The sequence below is a fragment of the Chloracidobacterium sp. genome (genome assembly GCA_025057975.1).
Classification (GTDB): domain Bacteria; phylum Acidobacteriota; class Blastocatellia; order Chloracidobacteriales; family Chloracidobacteriaceae; genus Chloracidobacterium.
The window spans coordinates 24,808-41,351 of record JANWUV010000007.1 but is presented as its reverse complement, the minus strand read 5'-3'; the positions used below and the strand labels follow the sequence as shown (position 1 = coordinate 41,351).

11 protein-coding genes are annotated in these 16,544 nt (G+C 60.6%); 5 read left to right on the top strand and 6 right to left on the bottom strand.

Translation table 11 applies throughout. The features are described 5' to 3' along the window. Positions 1-22: 22 nt before the first annotated feature. On the bottom strand, positions 23-2,833 hold the full coding sequence (locus tag NZ585_07580) for a DNA translocase FtsK (GenBank protein MCS7079897.1): 2,811 nt from the start codon (positions 2,831-2,833) through the stop codon (positions 23-25). Between the two features lie 54 nt (positions 2,834-2,887). After that, a protein-coding gene (prfB, locus tag NZ585_07575) for a peptide chain release factor 2 (GenBank protein MCS7079896.1) occupies positions 2,888-4,022 on the bottom strand; the annotation gives its coding sequence in 2 pieces (ribosomal slippage) (positions 2,888-3,955 and positions 3,957-4,022; 1,134 coding nt in all). 253 nt (positions 4,023-4,275) lie between these two features. Here prfB and NZ585_07570 point away from each other — a divergent pair. Continuing rightward, complete coding sequence (locus tag NZ585_07570; GenBank protein ID MCS7079895.1) at positions 4,276-6,153, top strand: ABC transporter ATP-binding protein/permease; 1,878 nt, start codon at positions 4,276-4,278, stop codon at positions 6,151-6,153. A gap of 122 nt (positions 6,154-6,275) precedes the next feature. On the opposite strand, the gene chlG is transcribed toward NZ585_07570, so the two are convergent. Beyond that, positions 6,276-7,211: a chlorophyll synthase ChlG gene (chlG, locus tag NZ585_07565; GenBank protein ID MCS7079894.1), complete on the bottom strand. Its 936-nt coding sequence runs from the start codon at positions 7,209-7,211 to the stop codon at positions 6,276-6,278. Positions 7,212-7,350: 139 nt separating this feature from the next. Between chlG and NZ585_07560 the strand changes: the two genes are divergently transcribed. Then, positions 7,351-8,904, top strand: coding sequence for a hypothetical protein (locus NZ585_07560; protein ID MCS7079893.1), 1,554 nt, complete (start codon positions 7,351-7,353; stop codon positions 8,902-8,904). 539 nt (positions 8,905-9,443) lie between these two features. After that, the gene (locus NZ585_07555) at positions 9,444-10,178 is read left to right on the top strand and encodes a class I SAM-dependent methyltransferase (protein MCS7079892.1); all 735 of its coding nucleotides are present in this window, start codon (positions 9,444-9,446) and stop codon (positions 10,176-10,178) included. Here NZ585_07555 and NZ585_07550 read toward each other — a convergent pair. From NZ585_07550 to NZ585_07540, 3 genes are all read right to left on the bottom strand, one after another. Further along, the gene (locus NZ585_07550; protein MCS7079891.1) at positions 10,165-10,995 is read right to left on the bottom strand and encodes a methyltransferase domain-containing protein; all 831 of its coding nucleotides are present in this window, start codon (positions 10,993-10,995) and stop codon (positions 10,165-10,167) included. The genes NZ585_07555 and NZ585_07550 overlap by 14 nt on opposite strands. After that, positions 10,992-12,554 carry a radical SAM protein gene (locus tag NZ585_07545; GenBank protein MCS7079890.1) on the bottom strand — a complete coding sequence of 521 codons (1,563 nt, stop codon included), beginning with the start codon at positions 12,552-12,554 and terminating at the stop codon, positions 10,992-10,994. Before NZ585_07545 ends, NZ585_07550 begins: the two co-directional genes overlap by 4 nt. Positions 12,555-12,646: 92 nt before the next feature. Then, a complete protein-coding gene (locus NZ585_07540) occupies positions 12,647-14,053 on the bottom strand; it encodes an FAD-dependent oxidoreductase (GenBank protein ID MCS7079889.1) in 1,407 nt (468 codons plus the stop codon). Between the two features lie 230 nt (positions 14,054-14,283). Here NZ585_07540 and mqnC point away from each other — a divergent pair, with 230 nt between their 5' ends. Further along, positions 14,284-15,378 (top strand): dehypoxanthine futalosine cyclase, encoded by a 1,095-nt coding sequence (gene mqnC / locus NZ585_07535; GenBank protein MCS7079888.1) that lies wholly within the window; start codon positions 14,284-14,286, stop codon positions 15,376-15,378. A gap of 6 nt (positions 15,379-15,384) precedes the next feature. Next, positions 15,385-16,527 carry a mechanosensitive ion channel family protein gene (locus NZ585_07530; protein MCS7079887.1) on the top strand — a complete coding sequence of 381 codons (1,143 nt, stop codon included), beginning with the start codon at positions 15,385-15,387 and terminating at the stop codon, positions 16,525-16,527. Positions 16,528-16,544 lie beyond the last annotated feature (17 nt).

The following is a 16,544-nucleotide window of genomic DNA, read 5'->3' as shown; positions in this document are numbered from 1 at the left end:
GCGGGCCGGCCGGTTAGCGCAGCTACTCATCCTCCGGCATCAGGGCGTGCCCATCGAGCATTTCCACGTAGTCATAGGCTGCCTGCTTGACAATCCGTGGTTTACTTCCGTCAATCGGCCCGATGAAACCTTCACGCTCCATCATGTCGAGAATAGCCGCCGCCCGGCCGTACCCGATGCGCAGCCGCCGCTGGAGCACCGAAGTCGAAGCCTTCCCCATCTGCACGACAATCCGTACGGCTTCGTCGTAAAGCGCATCTCGCTCCCCAACGCCGGCTTCCGCCGCCTCAACTTCCTCTTCCGACATCTGGACGCTTTCATTGTACTGGGGCGCGCCCTGCCGCTTGAGAAACTCTGTGATGCGGTTGATTTCGGCCTCGCTGACATATGCCCCGTGAATGCGAATGAGCCGTGACGAGCCAGGTGAAAACAGCATGTCGCCCTGTCCCAACAGCTGCTCTGCACCGTTGGCGTCGAGAATCGTGCGAGAGTCCACTTTGGACGACACCCGGAAGGAAATCCGCGCTGGAAAGTTGGCTTTGATCAGGCCGGTAATGACATCCACCGACGGGCGTTGCGTGGCAATGACCAGATGAATTCCTACGGCGCGCGCCATTTGCGCCAGCCGGGCAATGGCGGTCTCCACTTCGCCTGACGCCGCCATCATCAGGTCGGCCAGCTCGTCAATGACAATGACGATGTAGGGAAGGCGCGGCGGCGGCCCGTCAGGAAATTTCATCGGATCGGGCGGTTCGCTTACGGCGCGATTAAAACCTTCGATGTTGCGAACGCCGACGCTTGCCAGCAGCTTGTAGCGGTTTTCCATCTCGCCGACCGCCCAGTTGAGCGCGTTGGCGGCCCGCTTCGGGTCAGTGATAATGGGCGTCAACAGGTGCGGGATCCCGGCGTACAGCTCCAGTTCGACGCGCTTCGGATCCACCAAAATCAGGCGTACGTCGTTGGCGGTGGACTTAAACAAGATCGAGCAAATCAGCGAGTTAATCATCACCGACTTTCCCGACCCGGTTGCGCCGGCGATCAACAGGTGGGGCATCTTCGCCAAGTCGGTTGCGTACGGCTCGCCGTTGATAGTTTTTCCCAACGCAATCGGCAATCGTCCGGGATTGTCACGGAATACCGGCGACTCGATGATTTCACGCAGGTAAATTGTGTCACGCTGTGTATTCGGCACTTCAATGCCGATGGTCGCCTTGCCCGCCATCCGGTCAATGCGAATGGACTCCACTTGCAACCCAAGGCAGAGGTCGTCCACAAGGCTGACCACCCGACTGTACTTGACGCCCGGATCGGGCTTGAAACCAAATGTCGTGACCACCGGCCCTGGTTCGATTTCCTGAATTTCGCCGACAACGTTGAACTCACGGCATTTTTCCGCTAGTAACCGCGCACGCGCGCGCAGTTCCTCATCGGATTGACTCATCTGCGGCGGGGGCGGATTCAACATGTCCACGGTCGGTAGAGCGTAGGCCGCGGCGGTTGCAGCCTCGGCCGGGGACGGCGCAGCCGCCGTCCCCGCCGCTGCACCAAACCGGTTGCTGGCTAGAGTTGCCGGTTGCTGGACAACTGCCGGTTGGATGGCGGCAGGCGTCGGCGGTGTGGAGTGACGCCGGACAATCTGAACGCCCTGCACCATTTTGGCGACTTCCTGTTGCACGTCGTCCTGAAGCTGTGGTGTGGACACACCTGCGCGGCGGCCGGCGACGGGCGGCTCTGGTTCAGTTCGGCGTTGCAGCTCTCGAACCAGCGCATTGTTGCCGCTGTTGCGGCGCTCAATTGCCTCACGGGCCAAGCGGCGAACATCTGCGCCAGGACTGCGTGGGATCTCCAGCGGCGTCGGTGCGGCAGCCGGCGTTTTTGGCTCCAAAACAGATGGCTTCTGCTCTAAAACCGGCGGCGACTCGCTCGCGGGCGCGACCGGCGGCGGAGGTGGCGTCGGCTCGACCGGCGCTTCTGGTACAGCCGACACGGCGGCGGCCTCGGTCGAGAAATCAGCCGCCGGAACGCTATGCGGTGTTCGGCGCACTCCAGAGACGATGCCGGGCGCTTCGTCGCCACCGTAGAGCGCTTCAGCAATCCGTTGCTCGTGACGGCTTTTGTCCTCCAAAGACTCGGCGACAGCACCATAGCTGTTGTCGGTTGAATGACTACGGCGGCGGGCAACCGTGACGGGGAGGCCGCCGTTGGCGGATGGTGTAGCGGGTTGGTCGGGGACCTCCGCCGTCGCCGTTTGGGCCAGTGGTGACAATCGCCGCCACGTGAGCAACCAGCCCCGAAATGAAAACGTCGTAGCCAGCATCAGCGACAGCAACGCTGCGCCGATCAGAACCAAGCCGGCGCCAAGGGGATTGAGCGCCGCTTCAAGCCAGCTTTCAAGCGTCAAGCCGACAAAACCACCTGGATGAATGCGCCCCCAAAACAAGGGCAACTCCCGGAACAGGGAGAGAAAACCGGCCGACGCAAGCAGCAAGCCGGTGACGCCGGCGGCCTGTTCAGCCGACACCAACAGCGCCCGACCGCGAAACACTTGGACAGCGTGAAAGCCGATCAGTAGCGGCAAGGCGTAAGCCGTCAGTCCGAGACTTTGCAGCAGGGCATCAGAGGCCGCCGCGCCAACCACGCCGATCGCATTGTGGATTTGCGTCACCGAGGCGCTGACGCTCCAGGAAACATCGTCTGGGTGGAATGAGAGGAGGGCGAGAGCGAGCGTCAGGGCACAGAACCCAAGTAGGATACCGACGGCTTCGCTAAAACGCGAAGGCACGAAGTATGTTTGGTCGGCGGGGGTGACGGTTGGGGGCAAGCTGTTGGTCATCGGCGTGTTTGTCCTCAGCGAGTCCTTTGAGACAGCCGCATTTGGCCGCGTGGGCTAGGTGTCGTTGCTAGCGACAAGGACGCCCTCCGGCTGGCGGTTCTTGGCGACAAGGTACTCCTTGATGAAATCGTCTAGGTCGCCGTCAAGAACATTCTCCACATCGCTGCGTTCCAGCTTGGTGCGGGTGTCCTTGACGAGTCGGTATGGATGTAACACGTAACTACGGATTTGGGAACCGAAGGAAATATCGCGCTTAGTCGCCTCTAACTTGGCGTTTTCAGCACGGCGGCGCTCAAGCTCAAGTTCGTAAAGCCGTGACTTGAGCACCTTCATCGCCATCTCACGGTTCTGGTGCTGTGACCGCTGGTTCTGGCACGACACCACAATGCCGGTCGGCAGGTGCGTGATGCGAATGGCGGAGTCGGTGACATTGACGTGCTGCCCGCCGGCCCCGGACGAACGATAGGTGTCAATGCGGAGATCCTTTTCGTTGATTTCGATCTCGATGTCGTCTTCGACTTCAGGCGTCACAAAGATTGAGGCGAAGCTGGTTTCGCGCGTTCCTGCCGAAGAAAACGGCGAAATCCGCACCAGCCGGTGCACGCCGCTTTCACACGACAACAACCCGTAGGCGTAGTCGCCTTCCACCATGAATTCCGCCGAGGTAATGCCTGCTTCCTTGCCGGGCTGCACATCAAGGATACTGGTTTTGAAGCCACGTCGTTCGCACCAGCGCAGGTACATCCGCAGCAGCATTTCCGCCCAATCCTGGGCGTCTGTCCCGCCCGCCCCCGACTGGATGCGCACAATGGCGTTGTTGGCGTCGTCCGGCCCAGACAGCAGCATCTGTACTTCGGTCGCTTCGACCTTGGCTTGCAGCGCCTTCAAGCGGGCCGCCAGTTCGGCAAGTGAGTCTGGGTCCGCTTCAGCAAACTCAAACAGAACTTCCAAATCGGCCGACTCACGGTCATAGAAAGCCGCTAGCTCAATTGCATCGGCCAGCCGCCGCCGCTCCTTGAGCACCTTCTGCGCTTGTTCTTGGTCATTCCAGAAGTTTGGGTCGGCGACACGGGTTTCGAGCTTTTCCAGTTGTGGACGTTTACCTTCCGGGTCAAAGAAACCTCCGCAGCGGCGCAATCCGTTCAAGCAATGCGTCGTAGGTCCGGCGAAGTTCAAGCAAATCCGACATAAGTAGCAACCTTTCTTTGTTTTTTGTTGTTGTGAAACTAAACCAAACGGCAGTGTCTGAAAACCAAGCCAGAGTTGAAAATTAGCAAAAAACTGTGGAAGACAAGCGGCGGCGTCCAGACAGCACGCCGTAAACCTGTGATAGGCGGACATCAGCGCCTTAGGCTATCCACACAAAAGACATTTTCGGTACTTTAGCGCCGGCCGGCTGTCGGTTCCAGCCGAAAAGCGCAAGAAAGGATGTTGTTTTTCACATGAGTCAGCCTGACGACGAGGTGCTTGGCAAAGCCTACGATCACCGGCTGGCCAAACGACTCCTGACTTACCTCAAGCCTTATCGCAAACGGGTGGCGTTGGCGATTCCGCTGATTGCGCTGACGGCGGGTTTTGAATTGCTGGCGCTCAACCTGACGATGGCGGCGGTGGACTTGTTCCTGATGCCGCCCGCCCACGGTCAACTGGGGCTATTTTCACGGATGTTGGCATCCAGCTTTGATCTCTTGGGCGGTCGTCCCTCGCCTTTTGACGGCGTGAGTCTCATCGGCGCGCTCTACTTGGGCTTGATGCTGGTGGTGTTTGGCCTGACCTACCAGCAAACCATGTTGCTCAACGGAACGGGGCAGTTCGTGATGTACGACCTGCGCCGCGAGTTGTTCGCCAAGTTTCAGCGGCTGCCGCTGAGTTATTACGACCGGACGCCGATTGGTCGGATGACGACGCGCCTGACTTCTGATGTGGACGCCCTCAACGAACTGTTCACGTCGGGTTTTGTGACGCTGTTCAGCGATGTCGTGGTGCTCGTCGGCATTCTTGGCTTTCTTTTCCTCATCAACTGGAAGTTGGCGCTGGTGAGCTTGGTCGTCGTCCCACTGCTGACGGCGGTGACGGCATGGTTTCGGACTAACGCCACCCGAACATATCGTGAGGTGCGCGCCCGTCTAGCCCGCATCAACGCTTTTCTCCAAGAACACCTTTCGGGTATGGCGACGGTGCAGTTGTTTAACCGTGAAGCCCGCGAACTGCGCGCGTTTGACGCCGTGAACGACGCGCACCGCCGCGTCAACATCGAGACGATTTTTTACTACGCCGTGTTCTATCCGGCGATCGGCTTCATCAGCAATCTGGGCGTGGCGCTGGTTATCTGGTACGGCGGCGGACAGGTGCTCACAGGGACGCTCTCGCTTGGCGCGCTCATCTTCTTTATTCAGGCGATGCAGCGATTTTATGAGCCGATTCAGGACATCAGTGAGAAATACAACATCTTGCAGGCCGCTATGGCGGCGGCGGAACGGGTCTTCAAGGTTTTAGATGAGCCGTTGGTGATTACGTCGCCGGTTGTTCCAAAAAGGCCGACCGTCAAGCGCGGCGAAATTGAGTTTCGGGGCGTGTGGTTTGCCTACAAGGATGAGAACTGGGTGCTGCGGGACGTGTCATTCCATGTCGCGCCGGGGCAAACTGTGGCGCTGGTCGGCGCAACTGGGGCAGGGAAGACATCCATTACCAGTTTGTTGATGCGCTTTTACGACGTACAGCGCGGGCAAATCTTGATTGACGGCGTAGACGTACGCGACTTTGACCTTGCTGAACTCCGGCGCTACTTCGGCGTTGTCTTGCAGGACCCAACACTTTTCGCCGGTACAATTGCCGACAACATACGGTTGGGCGCGGCTGACATCACCGACGAACAAGTCATTGCGGCGGCGCGGGAGGTGCGGGCTGACGACTTCATCCGGCGCTTACCTGGCGGCTATCAGGCCGTGGTCAAGGAACGGGGCGCTACGTTGTCCGTCGGGCAAAAACAGCTCATTGCCTTGGCGCGGGCGTTGGCGTTCAATCCGCAGATTCTCATCCTGGATGAAGCAACGGCCAGCATTGACAGTGAAACCGAAGCGCTCATTCAAGCGGCCGTCGAACGGCTGTTGGTTGGGCGGACGTGCGTCGTCATTGCCCATCGGCTGTCCACTGTGCGCCGCGCCGACCGCATCATCGTGCTGCATCGCGGCGAGATTCGCGAGATGGGAACGCATCAGGAACTAGTCGCCCGTTCCGACGGCATCTACCGGCGACTTTACGAGCTACAGTACCGTGAGTCGCCGCCGCTGCGGGCGTGGGCGTCGTCGCCCGCTCGATGACCTTAGCGCAAGGGGCTGTCCGCCGGCGTCAGACGACTGCTTTCGATCTAGTTCCGGGGGCGGGCGCAGGCAAAGCAGACAACACAGTGGGGGCTTCGCTCAAGACAGGATTTGGTTTTCGCTCAAGCGCGTACCGCCCAGGCTGCCAAAAACATCCCTAAAACAAGAAACCCTTGGGCGTGGGCGTTGTACCAGACGGCCTTCCCGATGGGATCGGCGAGGAAGGTGCGCTGAAACCACATTTGCGGGAGAACAACGGCGGCGACGAGAGCAGCCCAGACCCACTCGCCCAGCAACGCCAGCAGGCCGGCGGCGGCGAACTGCCCGGCGTCGAGAACGAAAATCCCCAACCAGGCCCCGCGCTGAACACCGAAAACCTGGGGCAGGGTATGGATGCCCATCCGTGCGTCGCCTTCAAGCGATTTGAAGTCGTTGGTTGTCATGCTGCCGACACTAGCGATGACATAGCAGACGGCGATGGTCGTCGCCGTCCAACTGACTTGGCCTTTGAACGCCAGTTCACCAGACATCCATGGGAGCAAAATGTATGAGCCAGCGACGACAGTGTTGCCGACCCAGACAACCCGCTTCAGTTTGATGGGGTTGGCGCTGTACAGATGCGCGTTGACGATCCCAATGACTGCAAGCGCCACAATCCAGGGGTGGATGAGGTACGCCGCGACGAGCGTGAGCGCGCATAGCACGCTGACGCCAAGCGTCGCTTCACGCAAGCTGATGCGCCCAGAGGGAATGGGGCGATAGGGTTCGTTGATGGCGTCCACGTCGCGGTCGAAGTAGTCGTTCATAGCTTGGCACGTCCCGGAAATCAGCGGCCCACTCATCAACAACCCCAACCACAGTCGCCAGTCGGTCAGACTAGCGGCGGTAAACTGCGCGCTGCACAGCGCCCCAGCAACATAGGCGCACATAACGGGAATCCAGGTCACTGGCTTGAGCAGCTCTACCCAAGCGGCGACCTTGTGGCGCGTCGGCGTCGAGGGCCGGGCTGCCGTCCGCGACAGCTGTAACGATGATGGCGGTGCAACGCCTTCCTTCACGGGCCAAACGCCTCCTCCCGCACCCTGATTGGGGCTGTTTCCAACTTATGGAATCCCTTTAGCGATGCAAAATCCATTTTCACTGGTTGGCGAAAGCCGACGACTCTCCTAAGAGCCTCTAAGAGCCTCGAAACTGCGTATGTCGTTTCCGTACATTTCTGACCGTAGCTGCTGGTTGTTACTCCTGTGGATGGGTGTTTGGTGTTGGCTTTTTGATCTCCCGACAGCCGCTCAGTCGGCGCGTCCGATCAAGCCACTTCCCGCCTCCAAGGTCATTGCCCGCCACGTGGCGGCGCTAGGCGGCGAGAAGGCTGTCCGAGCCGCCGGTAACGTGACGCTGCGTGGAGCGGCGCAAACAGCGACCGGCGAAACCGGAAGCTTTACGCTCGACCGCGCGTTCCCAAACCGGATGCGACTTGAACTGATTTTCGACGCTGACCAGCGCCGCCTCGGCGTTACTGGCACTTCAGCCTGGATGCAAACAACCCGCGACGGGGCTTATACGCTGGTGGATGACGCTGGGCGGCGGCTCCTGCTCGAAGGGTGGGCCCTGGCTAGTCGCTTCCTTGACGTCAAAGCCCAGGGCGTCGCCGCCCGGTCGTTGCCGGCGACGGAACTTGACGGGAAACCATACTACTGTGTCGTGTTCACTTCGCGAGAACGAGCGACGGTGACCGGCTATTTCGCCGCCGACACCGGTCTCCTAGCGCGCTTGGAAAGCGGCCAGGGCGCAGGCCGGTGCGTCTTTCAGTTTGCGGACTATCGTCCGGTCAATGGTGTCCGCGAGCCTTTTCAGATCACGCTTGAAGCGCCTGACGAACCGACACTTACGCTAACCGTAAACGAGGTGCAGCGCGTCAACGCCTTCGCCGCCAACCATTTCGACATTCCGACCAGCGACCCATCACTTGATCTGCCGGCTCTCCTGACGCGCGTCACGACCAACCAGCGGGCGGTGGATGAGCGGGTGACACAGTACACCTACACATTGACAGAGACCATTCGGCGACTGGATGGCGATGGGCGCGTCAAAGAAACAGAAGTCAAGACCTATGAGGTGTATCCGTTGGTAGGCGGGGCGCGGGCGCGTAAGTTGGTCGCCGTGAACGGTAAGCCGCTTTCGGCGTCCGAAGCGGAAAGGGAACAGCGGCGGGTGGCAAGGTTCATTGAGGAGAACGAAGCGCGCTGGCGAAAGCGCCAAACCCTCAAGGCGGATGACAACGACGAGGCGCAAAAGCGGCGGTTGACCATTTCGCAGTTTCTGCGAGTGTGTGAGTTTTATAACCCACGGCGGGAGACGTTACGGGGGCGACCTGTCATCGTTTGTGACTTTCGCCCGCGGCCCGACTACAAGCCAATTAGCGACGTGGAGAAGGTTCTACAGAAACTGGTCGGGACTGTCTGGTTTGACGCCGAAGACGAGGAAGTGGCGCGGCTTGAAGGTCGTTTTGTGAGTGATTTCAAGGTCGGCGGCGGCTTGCTGGCGTCGCTCAAGCGTGGTGCGGCGTTTGTCTTCGAGCAGACGCGCAACGCCGAGGGCGTCTGGCTGCCGTTGCGGGAGGATTTTAATGCTGGCATTAAGGTGCTGCTTGTCGCCGGCCTCAACATCAGCGTCGAAAATCGCTACAGCGATTACAGGAAGTTCTCCACTGAAACGAAGGAGTTTACCGACGACCCGCCCGCCGAGCCGTAGCCAACGCGCCTACTCGGCTAACTTGGCGGCTTGTGGTGAACCTCATGGTTGTAACCAAGGGCGGCGGGTGAGCGCCGACCAACACGACCAAGCGCCGGTCGTCTGCCGTACAGGCGGCGTGGCGGCACGCTTCCACTTAGGCGTAGTAGCGAGGCGCGTTTTTACAGGCAGGCGTCGCCGGCTGCGAAATCCGTTATAACGCGCTGACCGCAGTATGGGGGCTTCCAACCTCTGCGCTGGGGTGCGAACATCTCGCCGCGGGAAGCACCCCAACCTATGCGGAATGGAAATCCTGTACCCCAAGCAACCGTTTCATCCGTGAAAATTCCCGGAACTTTTGCCGAAAGGTACGTTTAATGTGCTTGGGAGCAATAGCGGCGTGCCGCACGCCCGGCGGGTGATGCTGCGGTTGCTCGTGGCGTAGCGTACATTCCTCCTCTCTGCTTGCGCGGTGGTTTTTCCCACCGCATTTTTTTGTCCAATGACGTACCCTCGCGCCGAGCCCCCAAGCGCAAGGCAAAGGCTGGGAGGAAACACCGATGCCGCCCGCCGCTGCGCCCGCTAAGCCGTCGTCTGTCAATCCGTCGCCCGTTGCAGCGCCGGTTGCGCCGGATGACAGTTTCCGTCCAGCGCTGGCGTTTTCAGCGCTGACGCCGTGGTTTGATGTTGTGGCGCGGGTCGCCGTCCGCGACGCCGCGCTCAAGGATCAGTTGGCGGATTTGTTGCCGCTTCAGGCAGGGCAAGTGGTTCTTGATGTCGGTTGCGGTACGGGGACGCTGCTGCTGCGCTTGCATGCACGTCAGCCACAAGCGCGACTCTACGGCGTGGATGCCGACCCGACGGTGCTAACCATCGCCAAACGCAAAGCCGCCGCCGCTGCCGCCAACCTCGCGCTGACGGTCGCTTCCGCAACGCGCTTGCCCTTCGCCGCCGACGCCTTTGACGCCGTAACGACTTCGCTGATGCTCCACCACCTGACCACGCCGCAAAAGCGACAGGCGCTCGCGGAAATCCGGCGCGTCCTACGGCCCGGCGGCGTGTTGCTTGCGGCCGACTATGACGCGCCCCGGACGTGGTTAGAAGCGCTGGCCTTTCTGCCGATCCGCTTCTTTGACGGCTTCGACGCCACTGAAGCCAACGTGCAGGGTCAACTCCCCGCCCTGATGCACGCCGCCGGGCTAAAAGCCGTCACCGTCTGCGCCGAACTGCCGACGGCTTTTGGCTACATCACCGTCTGGCGCGCGCAGTCGCCGGCCGCCGTCACTTCGCTTTGACGGCCGTGATGATGGCGTAGCCAAGTTCGCCGCGCGCAACAGCGTCGGCGGCGCTCTGCGTGACCTGCTTGGCTTTGGGAAAATCCACGTCCGGCAGGGTGAGTTTTTTCAACGCGACCATCAGTTCCGCGCCAAGAAGCTTGGCGCGAACGCTTGCGACCATCTCGCCCAGCGCCGCGTCATGTGGCTCGACGACGCCCGGCGCAAAGCCCGCCGCCGCCAACAGCGCCGTATAGTCTTCCACCGGTCGCGCGTCGGCAATGCAGGCGACCCACGCCAACAGCGTTTCCAACGCCGGCGCAAGCGGCCCCCGCCGCGTCAAATCGCTCAACCCCACTTGTCCGCCCGGCTTTAGAACGCGGAAAAACTCGCGCGCCGCCTGCGGCTTATCGGGAAACGTACAGTAGGCGCACTCGCACACAACGGCGTCAAAACTCGCGTCGTCAAAGGGCAAACGCTCGGCGTCGCCTTGCACGAACCGGACACGCTCCGCTAGCCCACGCTCGGCGGCGGCCTCCGTCGCCAGCCGGACGTTTTCTGCACCGAAATCCACCCCGACGACTTCGCAGCCGAATGTCTCCGCCAGATGCAACGCACTGGTTCCGCGTCCGGCGGCGACATCCAGCAGTCGCATACTGGGCTTCAGGCCAAGGATTTCACCTAGTCGCGTTGTGAGCGCCAGGCCCCCTGGATGAAACGACTCGCCGAAGAGAAAGCGCACGACATCGCTTTCATAAAACTGTGCGCAGCACGATTTGACTTCCTGCGCCTGATTGGCCGCTTCCGGGGCGGCTACCTCTCCCATAGCGGCGCTCATGGACGTGGCTCCTTGAAGGAAAAAGTAATGGGTCGCACCTGGAACGGCTTACCTTCCTTGCGAGCGAGTTTGCGCTCCCATTCAAGGGCCTCCAGTTGCTCGCGCGCTTGCTGACGGTAGCCGATAGTGTTGTAGGCGCAGAACGGAATCTGCTTGCCGCCCGGCAGCAAGAATTCCTTGCAGCACTTCATGAGGTTCTTCTGGTTGAAGGTGTAGGGGTCCATGAAGTCCTGCAACATGATCATTTTCATCTTTTCGGCGATTTCGCCAACGCTGAGCGACTCAAAACCGCAGGCTTGACACGATATCTGAAGGTCTCTGGCGGATTTCGCTGTCCCCGGCGCGGCCGACGACGACCATAGCCCCTCAAGCGCGATTTTGATTTCCGCGCTGTAGTCCGGCATGACCTTGTTCGTGATGTAGTCCAAGTAGTCATAGACATTGACAACGCGCGGCAGGGGCGTCACTGCCCCGTTCTCCACGAAGGCGTACGTTACGGCGTTGCAGGTTGGGAAGCAGCATGGTACAGGCACGAAGTCGCTCTTGCGGAACAAACCCTCGGTCTGCGTTTCAATCATCGTCAGGATATCGGGAATCGTTATCCGCTGGAGCGGGTCGTGCGCTAGGTGGCGGCCGGCGTGGAAGGCGGGCTGGAAGTTCACGCCGCGCACCGCTGGGTGTTCCATTGCAAACTTAACAATAGCCCCCACTTCGTGCTCGTTGACGCCCCGTTCAATCGCCGGGACGAGCACCGCCGTCAGCCCCTTCGCCGCCAGCCGATCAAGCGCGCGAAGTTTTTCCTCAAGAATGTCCGGTTCACCCCGAATGATGCGGTAGGTCTCACGATCAAAGCCGTCAAACTGGAAGTACAACGCCGGCCGAATCTCGGCCAACTCGTCCAGAAACGCATCGTCCCGCGCAATGCGCTTACCATTGGTGTTGAGCATAACAAGGTTGATGGGGCGCTTCTGCGCTTCGCGCAGGAAATCAAGAATCTGCGGGTGAATCGTCGGCTCGCCGCCGGAAAACTGTACGACTTCGGCACGGCCCTCCGCGCGGACGAAGTCGTCGAGGATGGATTGCACCTCTTCAAGCGTCAGGCTGAAGCCGGGGCCGGCTTCGGCAAAACACAGCGGGCAGTCCATGTTGCACACGCTGTTGACCTCGATGATGCCCAGACAAGTGTGCTGCTGGTGGTCAGGACATAATCCGCAATCATACGGACAACCCTCGACCACCTCGCTGTTGTAGTGCAGTGGAATTGTGCCGGGCTTGTTGTAGCGCACATTCGTGATGTACGCCTGGGCGTCGCTGTAAACGAGCGATTCGTAGAGCTTTCCCTTCGCCCGCTCACAGTCACAGCGTTTGCGCATGAAGACCTTGTTGTCGCGGACGATGATGTGCGCGTCCACGACCTTGGTGCATTCCGGGCAAATGCTGCGCGTGAGTTCAAGAAACACATAGTCTGCGTCTTTTTTGCGCGGCGGTTCGGTGGGGTGTAGAAGCGGCGGCGCGGCCGCAGCGGGCGGGGCTTCAAGAACGGTTGCCGATTCGCTCATGGCTGGTGATTCTCCAAGCAGTTAGATTTCGATATTTTGACCGTGTTTGGCGCTCGACCCCCAACAGCCGCCGGACGGACGGCCTAAAGGCGCTAGCGCATCATCTTCGACAAGCTCTGAATGACTTTGCCGGCCGTCCCGCTGAGGAAGTTTTCAACGGCGACGCCGGCCGCCAGTTGCTGGACGGCGGTGGCATAGGTTGGGTAAGCGTGAATGGCGCTCGCGATATCCGTCACCTTCAGACGATGATTGAGCGCCAGCGTGAATTCCGTAATCGCTTCGCCGGCGCGCGGCGCCACCATAGTCGCGCCAAGCAGCGTGCCGTCGCTGTGCGAAATCACCTTCAGAAAACCGTCTGTGTCATCGTCGCAAACGGCGCGGTCGGTACGTTTCATCATCCAGTGATGCGCCTTGACCGCCGCGCCGTGTTTGGCGCGGGCTTCAGCTTCAGTCATCCCAACGTGCGCCGCTTCGGGGTCAGTGAACGTCACCCACGGCACAATGTCGGTAAACCCCACAGACCCGCCCAGCAGCAAAGCATTGCGTACGGCCAGAAACGCCTGCCAGCCAGCGAAGTGCGTAAACTGATGGCCACCCAGTACATCTCCGGCGGCAAAGATGTGCTTGACGTTTGTCCGCAGGTTGGCGTCCACCGGAATGCCGCGTGCGTCCGCTTGAACGCCCGCTTTGTCGAGGTCAAGACCGGCAATGTTCGGGCGCCGTCCGGCGGCGATGAAGAGCGTTTCCACGTCGGCGCAGCCGGCGTCACTTTCCACGTGAATGACCTCTCCCCGTCGCCGCACGGCGCGGGCGCGGCCGGGTATAAGCCGCATGCCTTCCCGCTCGAAGACAGCGCGCAGAGCCGCGCCGACTTCCGGTTCGTCTCTCGGCAGCAGTCGTTCGGCGAACAGCGTCACCTGTGCGCCAAGACGCTGAAACGCCTGCGCCATTTCGCAGCCGATGGGGCCGCCGCCGACCACCGCCATGCGCTTCGGCAACTCGTCGAGGTCAAAAATGGTTTCGTAGGTGATAAACGGCGTGTCATCGAGGCCGTCCAGCGTCGGTCGGATGGGACGCGCGCCCGTGCAGATGAGAAAGTACTTCGAGGTCAGCGTCCGGTCGCCGGCGGCGATGGTCTGGGCGTCAAGAAACCGCGCCGGCGCAAGCACGACCTCAATGCCGTTGCGCCGCAGGACATCAGGCGCTTCGTGGGCATAGACTTCGCTGATGGCGCTCTGCACATAGGCTCGGACGCGCGCCATGTCGGTGCACGGCGGTTCGACAGCGATGCCGTAACGATGCGCCCGCCGGACTTCATGGGCGACTTTGGCGGCTTTGAGCAGGGCTTTGCTCGGCACACAGCCCGTCCACGTACAGTCGCCGCCAATGCGGTGTTTCTCGACCAACGCGACTTTCGCGCCAAGTTGGGCGGCGAATCCGGCGGCGGTGAGTCCGCCAGAGCCGGCCCCGATAATCACGATGTCGAAGCGGTCAGCCATCCAGCCCCAGCCTGTCTGCACAAAGCGGGCGGCGTCCGGTTTGCGCGGTGGAAATGTTAAGGTTGTACGGAGCGTACTCTAGCGCACGGACCCGACGGTGAGCAATTTGTCGCTTATTCGCCGCCGGGTGTCGCCGTCCCAAGTCGCGTTGCGCCGGACGCGCCGCGCCGTGTAGCTTCCATCCCGCCCGTCAAGCGTATGCGGCTGAACCTGGTTGGTTGTGTAACGCCATGGCTGATTTTTCCACCCGACTTGAACGCCTCTACCAAGGCGAACGCCCACCGGCTGAGGAATGGCTTGACGTGATTCATCACGCGCCGCTGGATGAACTGCTGTTCTGGGCGGATCGCCTGCGGGCGGACTGGCATCCTGACAACGTCGTGACTTATGTCATTGACCGGAATGTGAACTATTCCAACATATGCACGTCTGTATGTACGTTTTGCGCTTTCTACCGGAAGCCCGGCGACCCGGAAGGCTACGTTCACGACTACGAAACGCTCTTTCGCAAGGTTGAAGAAACGCTGGCGCTCGGCGGCAGCGGCATCCTGATGCAGGGCGGGCTGCACCCCGATCTCAAACTCGAATGGTACGAAGAGCTACTCCGACAGCTCAAAGCCCGCTATCGGATTCACTTGCACTGCTTCTCGCCGCCGGAAATCCTGAACTTCGCGCGCGTCAACCAGCTTCCCATCCGCGTCGTGCTTGAGCGTCTACGTGCGGCCGGGCTGGATTCGATTCCGGGCGGCGGTGGCGAGATTCTGGTGGATGAAATCCGCATGCGCCGCCGGACGGAATGCACTAGCGCGGAATGGCTCTCGATTATGGAAACAGCCCATGAGTTGGGCATCCCGACGACGGCTACGATGATGTACGGCATGGGCGAAACCGACCTGCACCGTCTGGAGCACCTACGCAAAATCTACGAGTTGCAAGCGCGGACAGGAGGTTTTATCGCGTTTATTCCGTGGACGCTGCAACCGGACTCCGTTCCCATTGGCAAGCTCTTTCCAGAACGCGTCGCCCCGGAGGTGTATTTGCGGTGGTTTGCGGCGGCGCGGCTCTATCTGCGCAACATCCCCAACCTGCAAGTGTCCTGGTTGACGCAGGGGTTTGAGGTTGCGCGACGCGCGCTGCGCGGCGGTGCCAACGATATGGGCAGCATTATGATTGAAGAAAATGTCGTCTCGGCGGCTGGGGCTAAGTACCGCGCCGACGAAGCGCAGTTGGTCCGCATCATCCGAGAAGCTGGTTTTATTCCGTGCAAGCGCAATGCGGCGTACCGCCGACTGGAAGCGCCGGCGGTTGCTGAGGCCGTCGCCTAGTCGCCGATGAAGACGAGCTTCGTTTGGTACGCGGCTGGAGCGACTCCCCTCTGGACGCGCTTCACACGCTTTCTTGAGACCAACTACGTCGAGCTGCTGGCGGCGGCGGGTTGGGCGGTTGTTGCTTGGCTATTGGTTCTGCTCGTAACGCGCGGCATCCGGGCGCTCGTTCGCCGGGTTTCCGCCGACTTTGAGCCGCCCTACACTGCGCTGCGCCATCCTGTACGAGTCTTTCTCTGGCTGTTGCTGCTGCCAGTCGGCGCGGATTTAGCTGAACTGCCAAGAAACGTCCAAAACCGCCTTGAAGCAGGCTTTGGCGTCGCTTTGACGCTGGCCGCCCTCTGGTTCGGCTTTGAGTTGACGGCTGTCGTCGCTGACTTCTCCCTGCAACGCTTGGACGCTAACGGCATGGATGAACAACGCCGCCGGTCGGCGGCGACGCGCATCGCTATTCTGCAGCGGCTTGTCCAAATCGCTATCGTCGTCGTTGGGGCGGCGTTGTTTTTGATGCAGTTTCAAGTGGTGCGCACCATCGGCGTCTCGCTGCTGGCGTCGGCCGGGATTGTGGGCGTTGTCGTCGGCATCGCTGCTCAGAAAACCATCGGCAACTTTGTCGCCGGTATCCAGATCGCCATTACGCAACCGATTCGCGTCGGCGATACGGTCATTGTCGAAAACGAGTACGGTCAGATTGAAGAACTGACCTTCACCTTCGTCGTCGTCCGCATTTGGGACAAGCGGCAGCTCATCTTACCGGTGTCGTACTTTCTGGAACGGCCTTTTCAGAACTGGACGCGCTACACGCCGGAACTCATCGGTCAGGTGCTGGTGCAGGCGGATTTCAGCGTGCCAATGGACGCCATGCGGGCTGAACTGCAACGGCTGTGCGAGGCCGATCCGAACTGGAACGGGCAGGTGTGTCGGTTGATTGTCCAAGAGGTCAATGAGCGCGCCATTGTTATTCGGGCCACGATGTCGGCTGATGATCCGGGGAAGCTTTTTGATTTACGGGTAGCTGTACGCGAGGGCCTCGTGCGATGGCTGGCGACAACCGAGGGCGGCCGTTATCTACCAAAAATCCGTCAGGCCGATTTACTTGACGCCCAAGTGACGTCTACGGGCGGCGACGACGGCGATGGAGTCCCATGATGCGCTTGTCAAACAGT

Bases quoted from the DNA above. Each gene is read 5' to 3' on its own strand.
- NZ585_07580 (MCS7079897.1), bottom strand. From the start codon at position 2,833: ATGACCAACAGCTTGCCCCCAACCGTCACCCCCGCCGACCAAACATAC.
- NZ585_07570 (MCS7079895.1), top strand. From the start codon at position 4,276: ATGAGTCAGCCTGACGACGAGGTGCTTGGCAAAGCCTACGATCACCGG.
- NZ585_07560 (MCS7079893.1), top strand. From the start codon at position 7,351: ATGTCGTTTCCGTACATTTCTGACCGTAGCTGCTGGTTGTTACTCCTG.
- NZ585_07555 (MCS7079892.1), top strand. From the start codon at position 9,444: ATGCCGCCCGCCGCTGCGCCCGCTAAGCCGTCGTCTGTCAATCCGTCG.
- NZ585_07550 (MCS7079891.1), bottom strand. From the start codon at position 10,995: ATGAGCGCCGCTATGGGAGAGGTAGCCGCCCCGGAAGCGGCCAATCAG.
- NZ585_07545 (MCS7079890.1), bottom strand. From the start codon at position 12,554: ATGAGCGAATCGGCAACCGTTCTTGAAGCCCCGCCCGCTGCGGCCGCG.
- NZ585_07540 (MCS7079889.1), bottom strand. From the start codon at position 14,053: ATGGCTGACCGCTTCGACATCGTGATTATCGGGGCCGGCTCTGGCGGA.
- mqnC (MCS7079888.1), top strand. From the start codon at position 14,284: ATGGCTGATTTTTCCACCCGACTTGAACGCCTCTACCAAGGCGAACGC.
- NZ585_07530 (MCS7079887.1), top strand. From the start codon at position 15,385: ATGAAGACGAGCTTCGTTTGGTACGCGGCTGGAGCGACTCCCCTCTGG.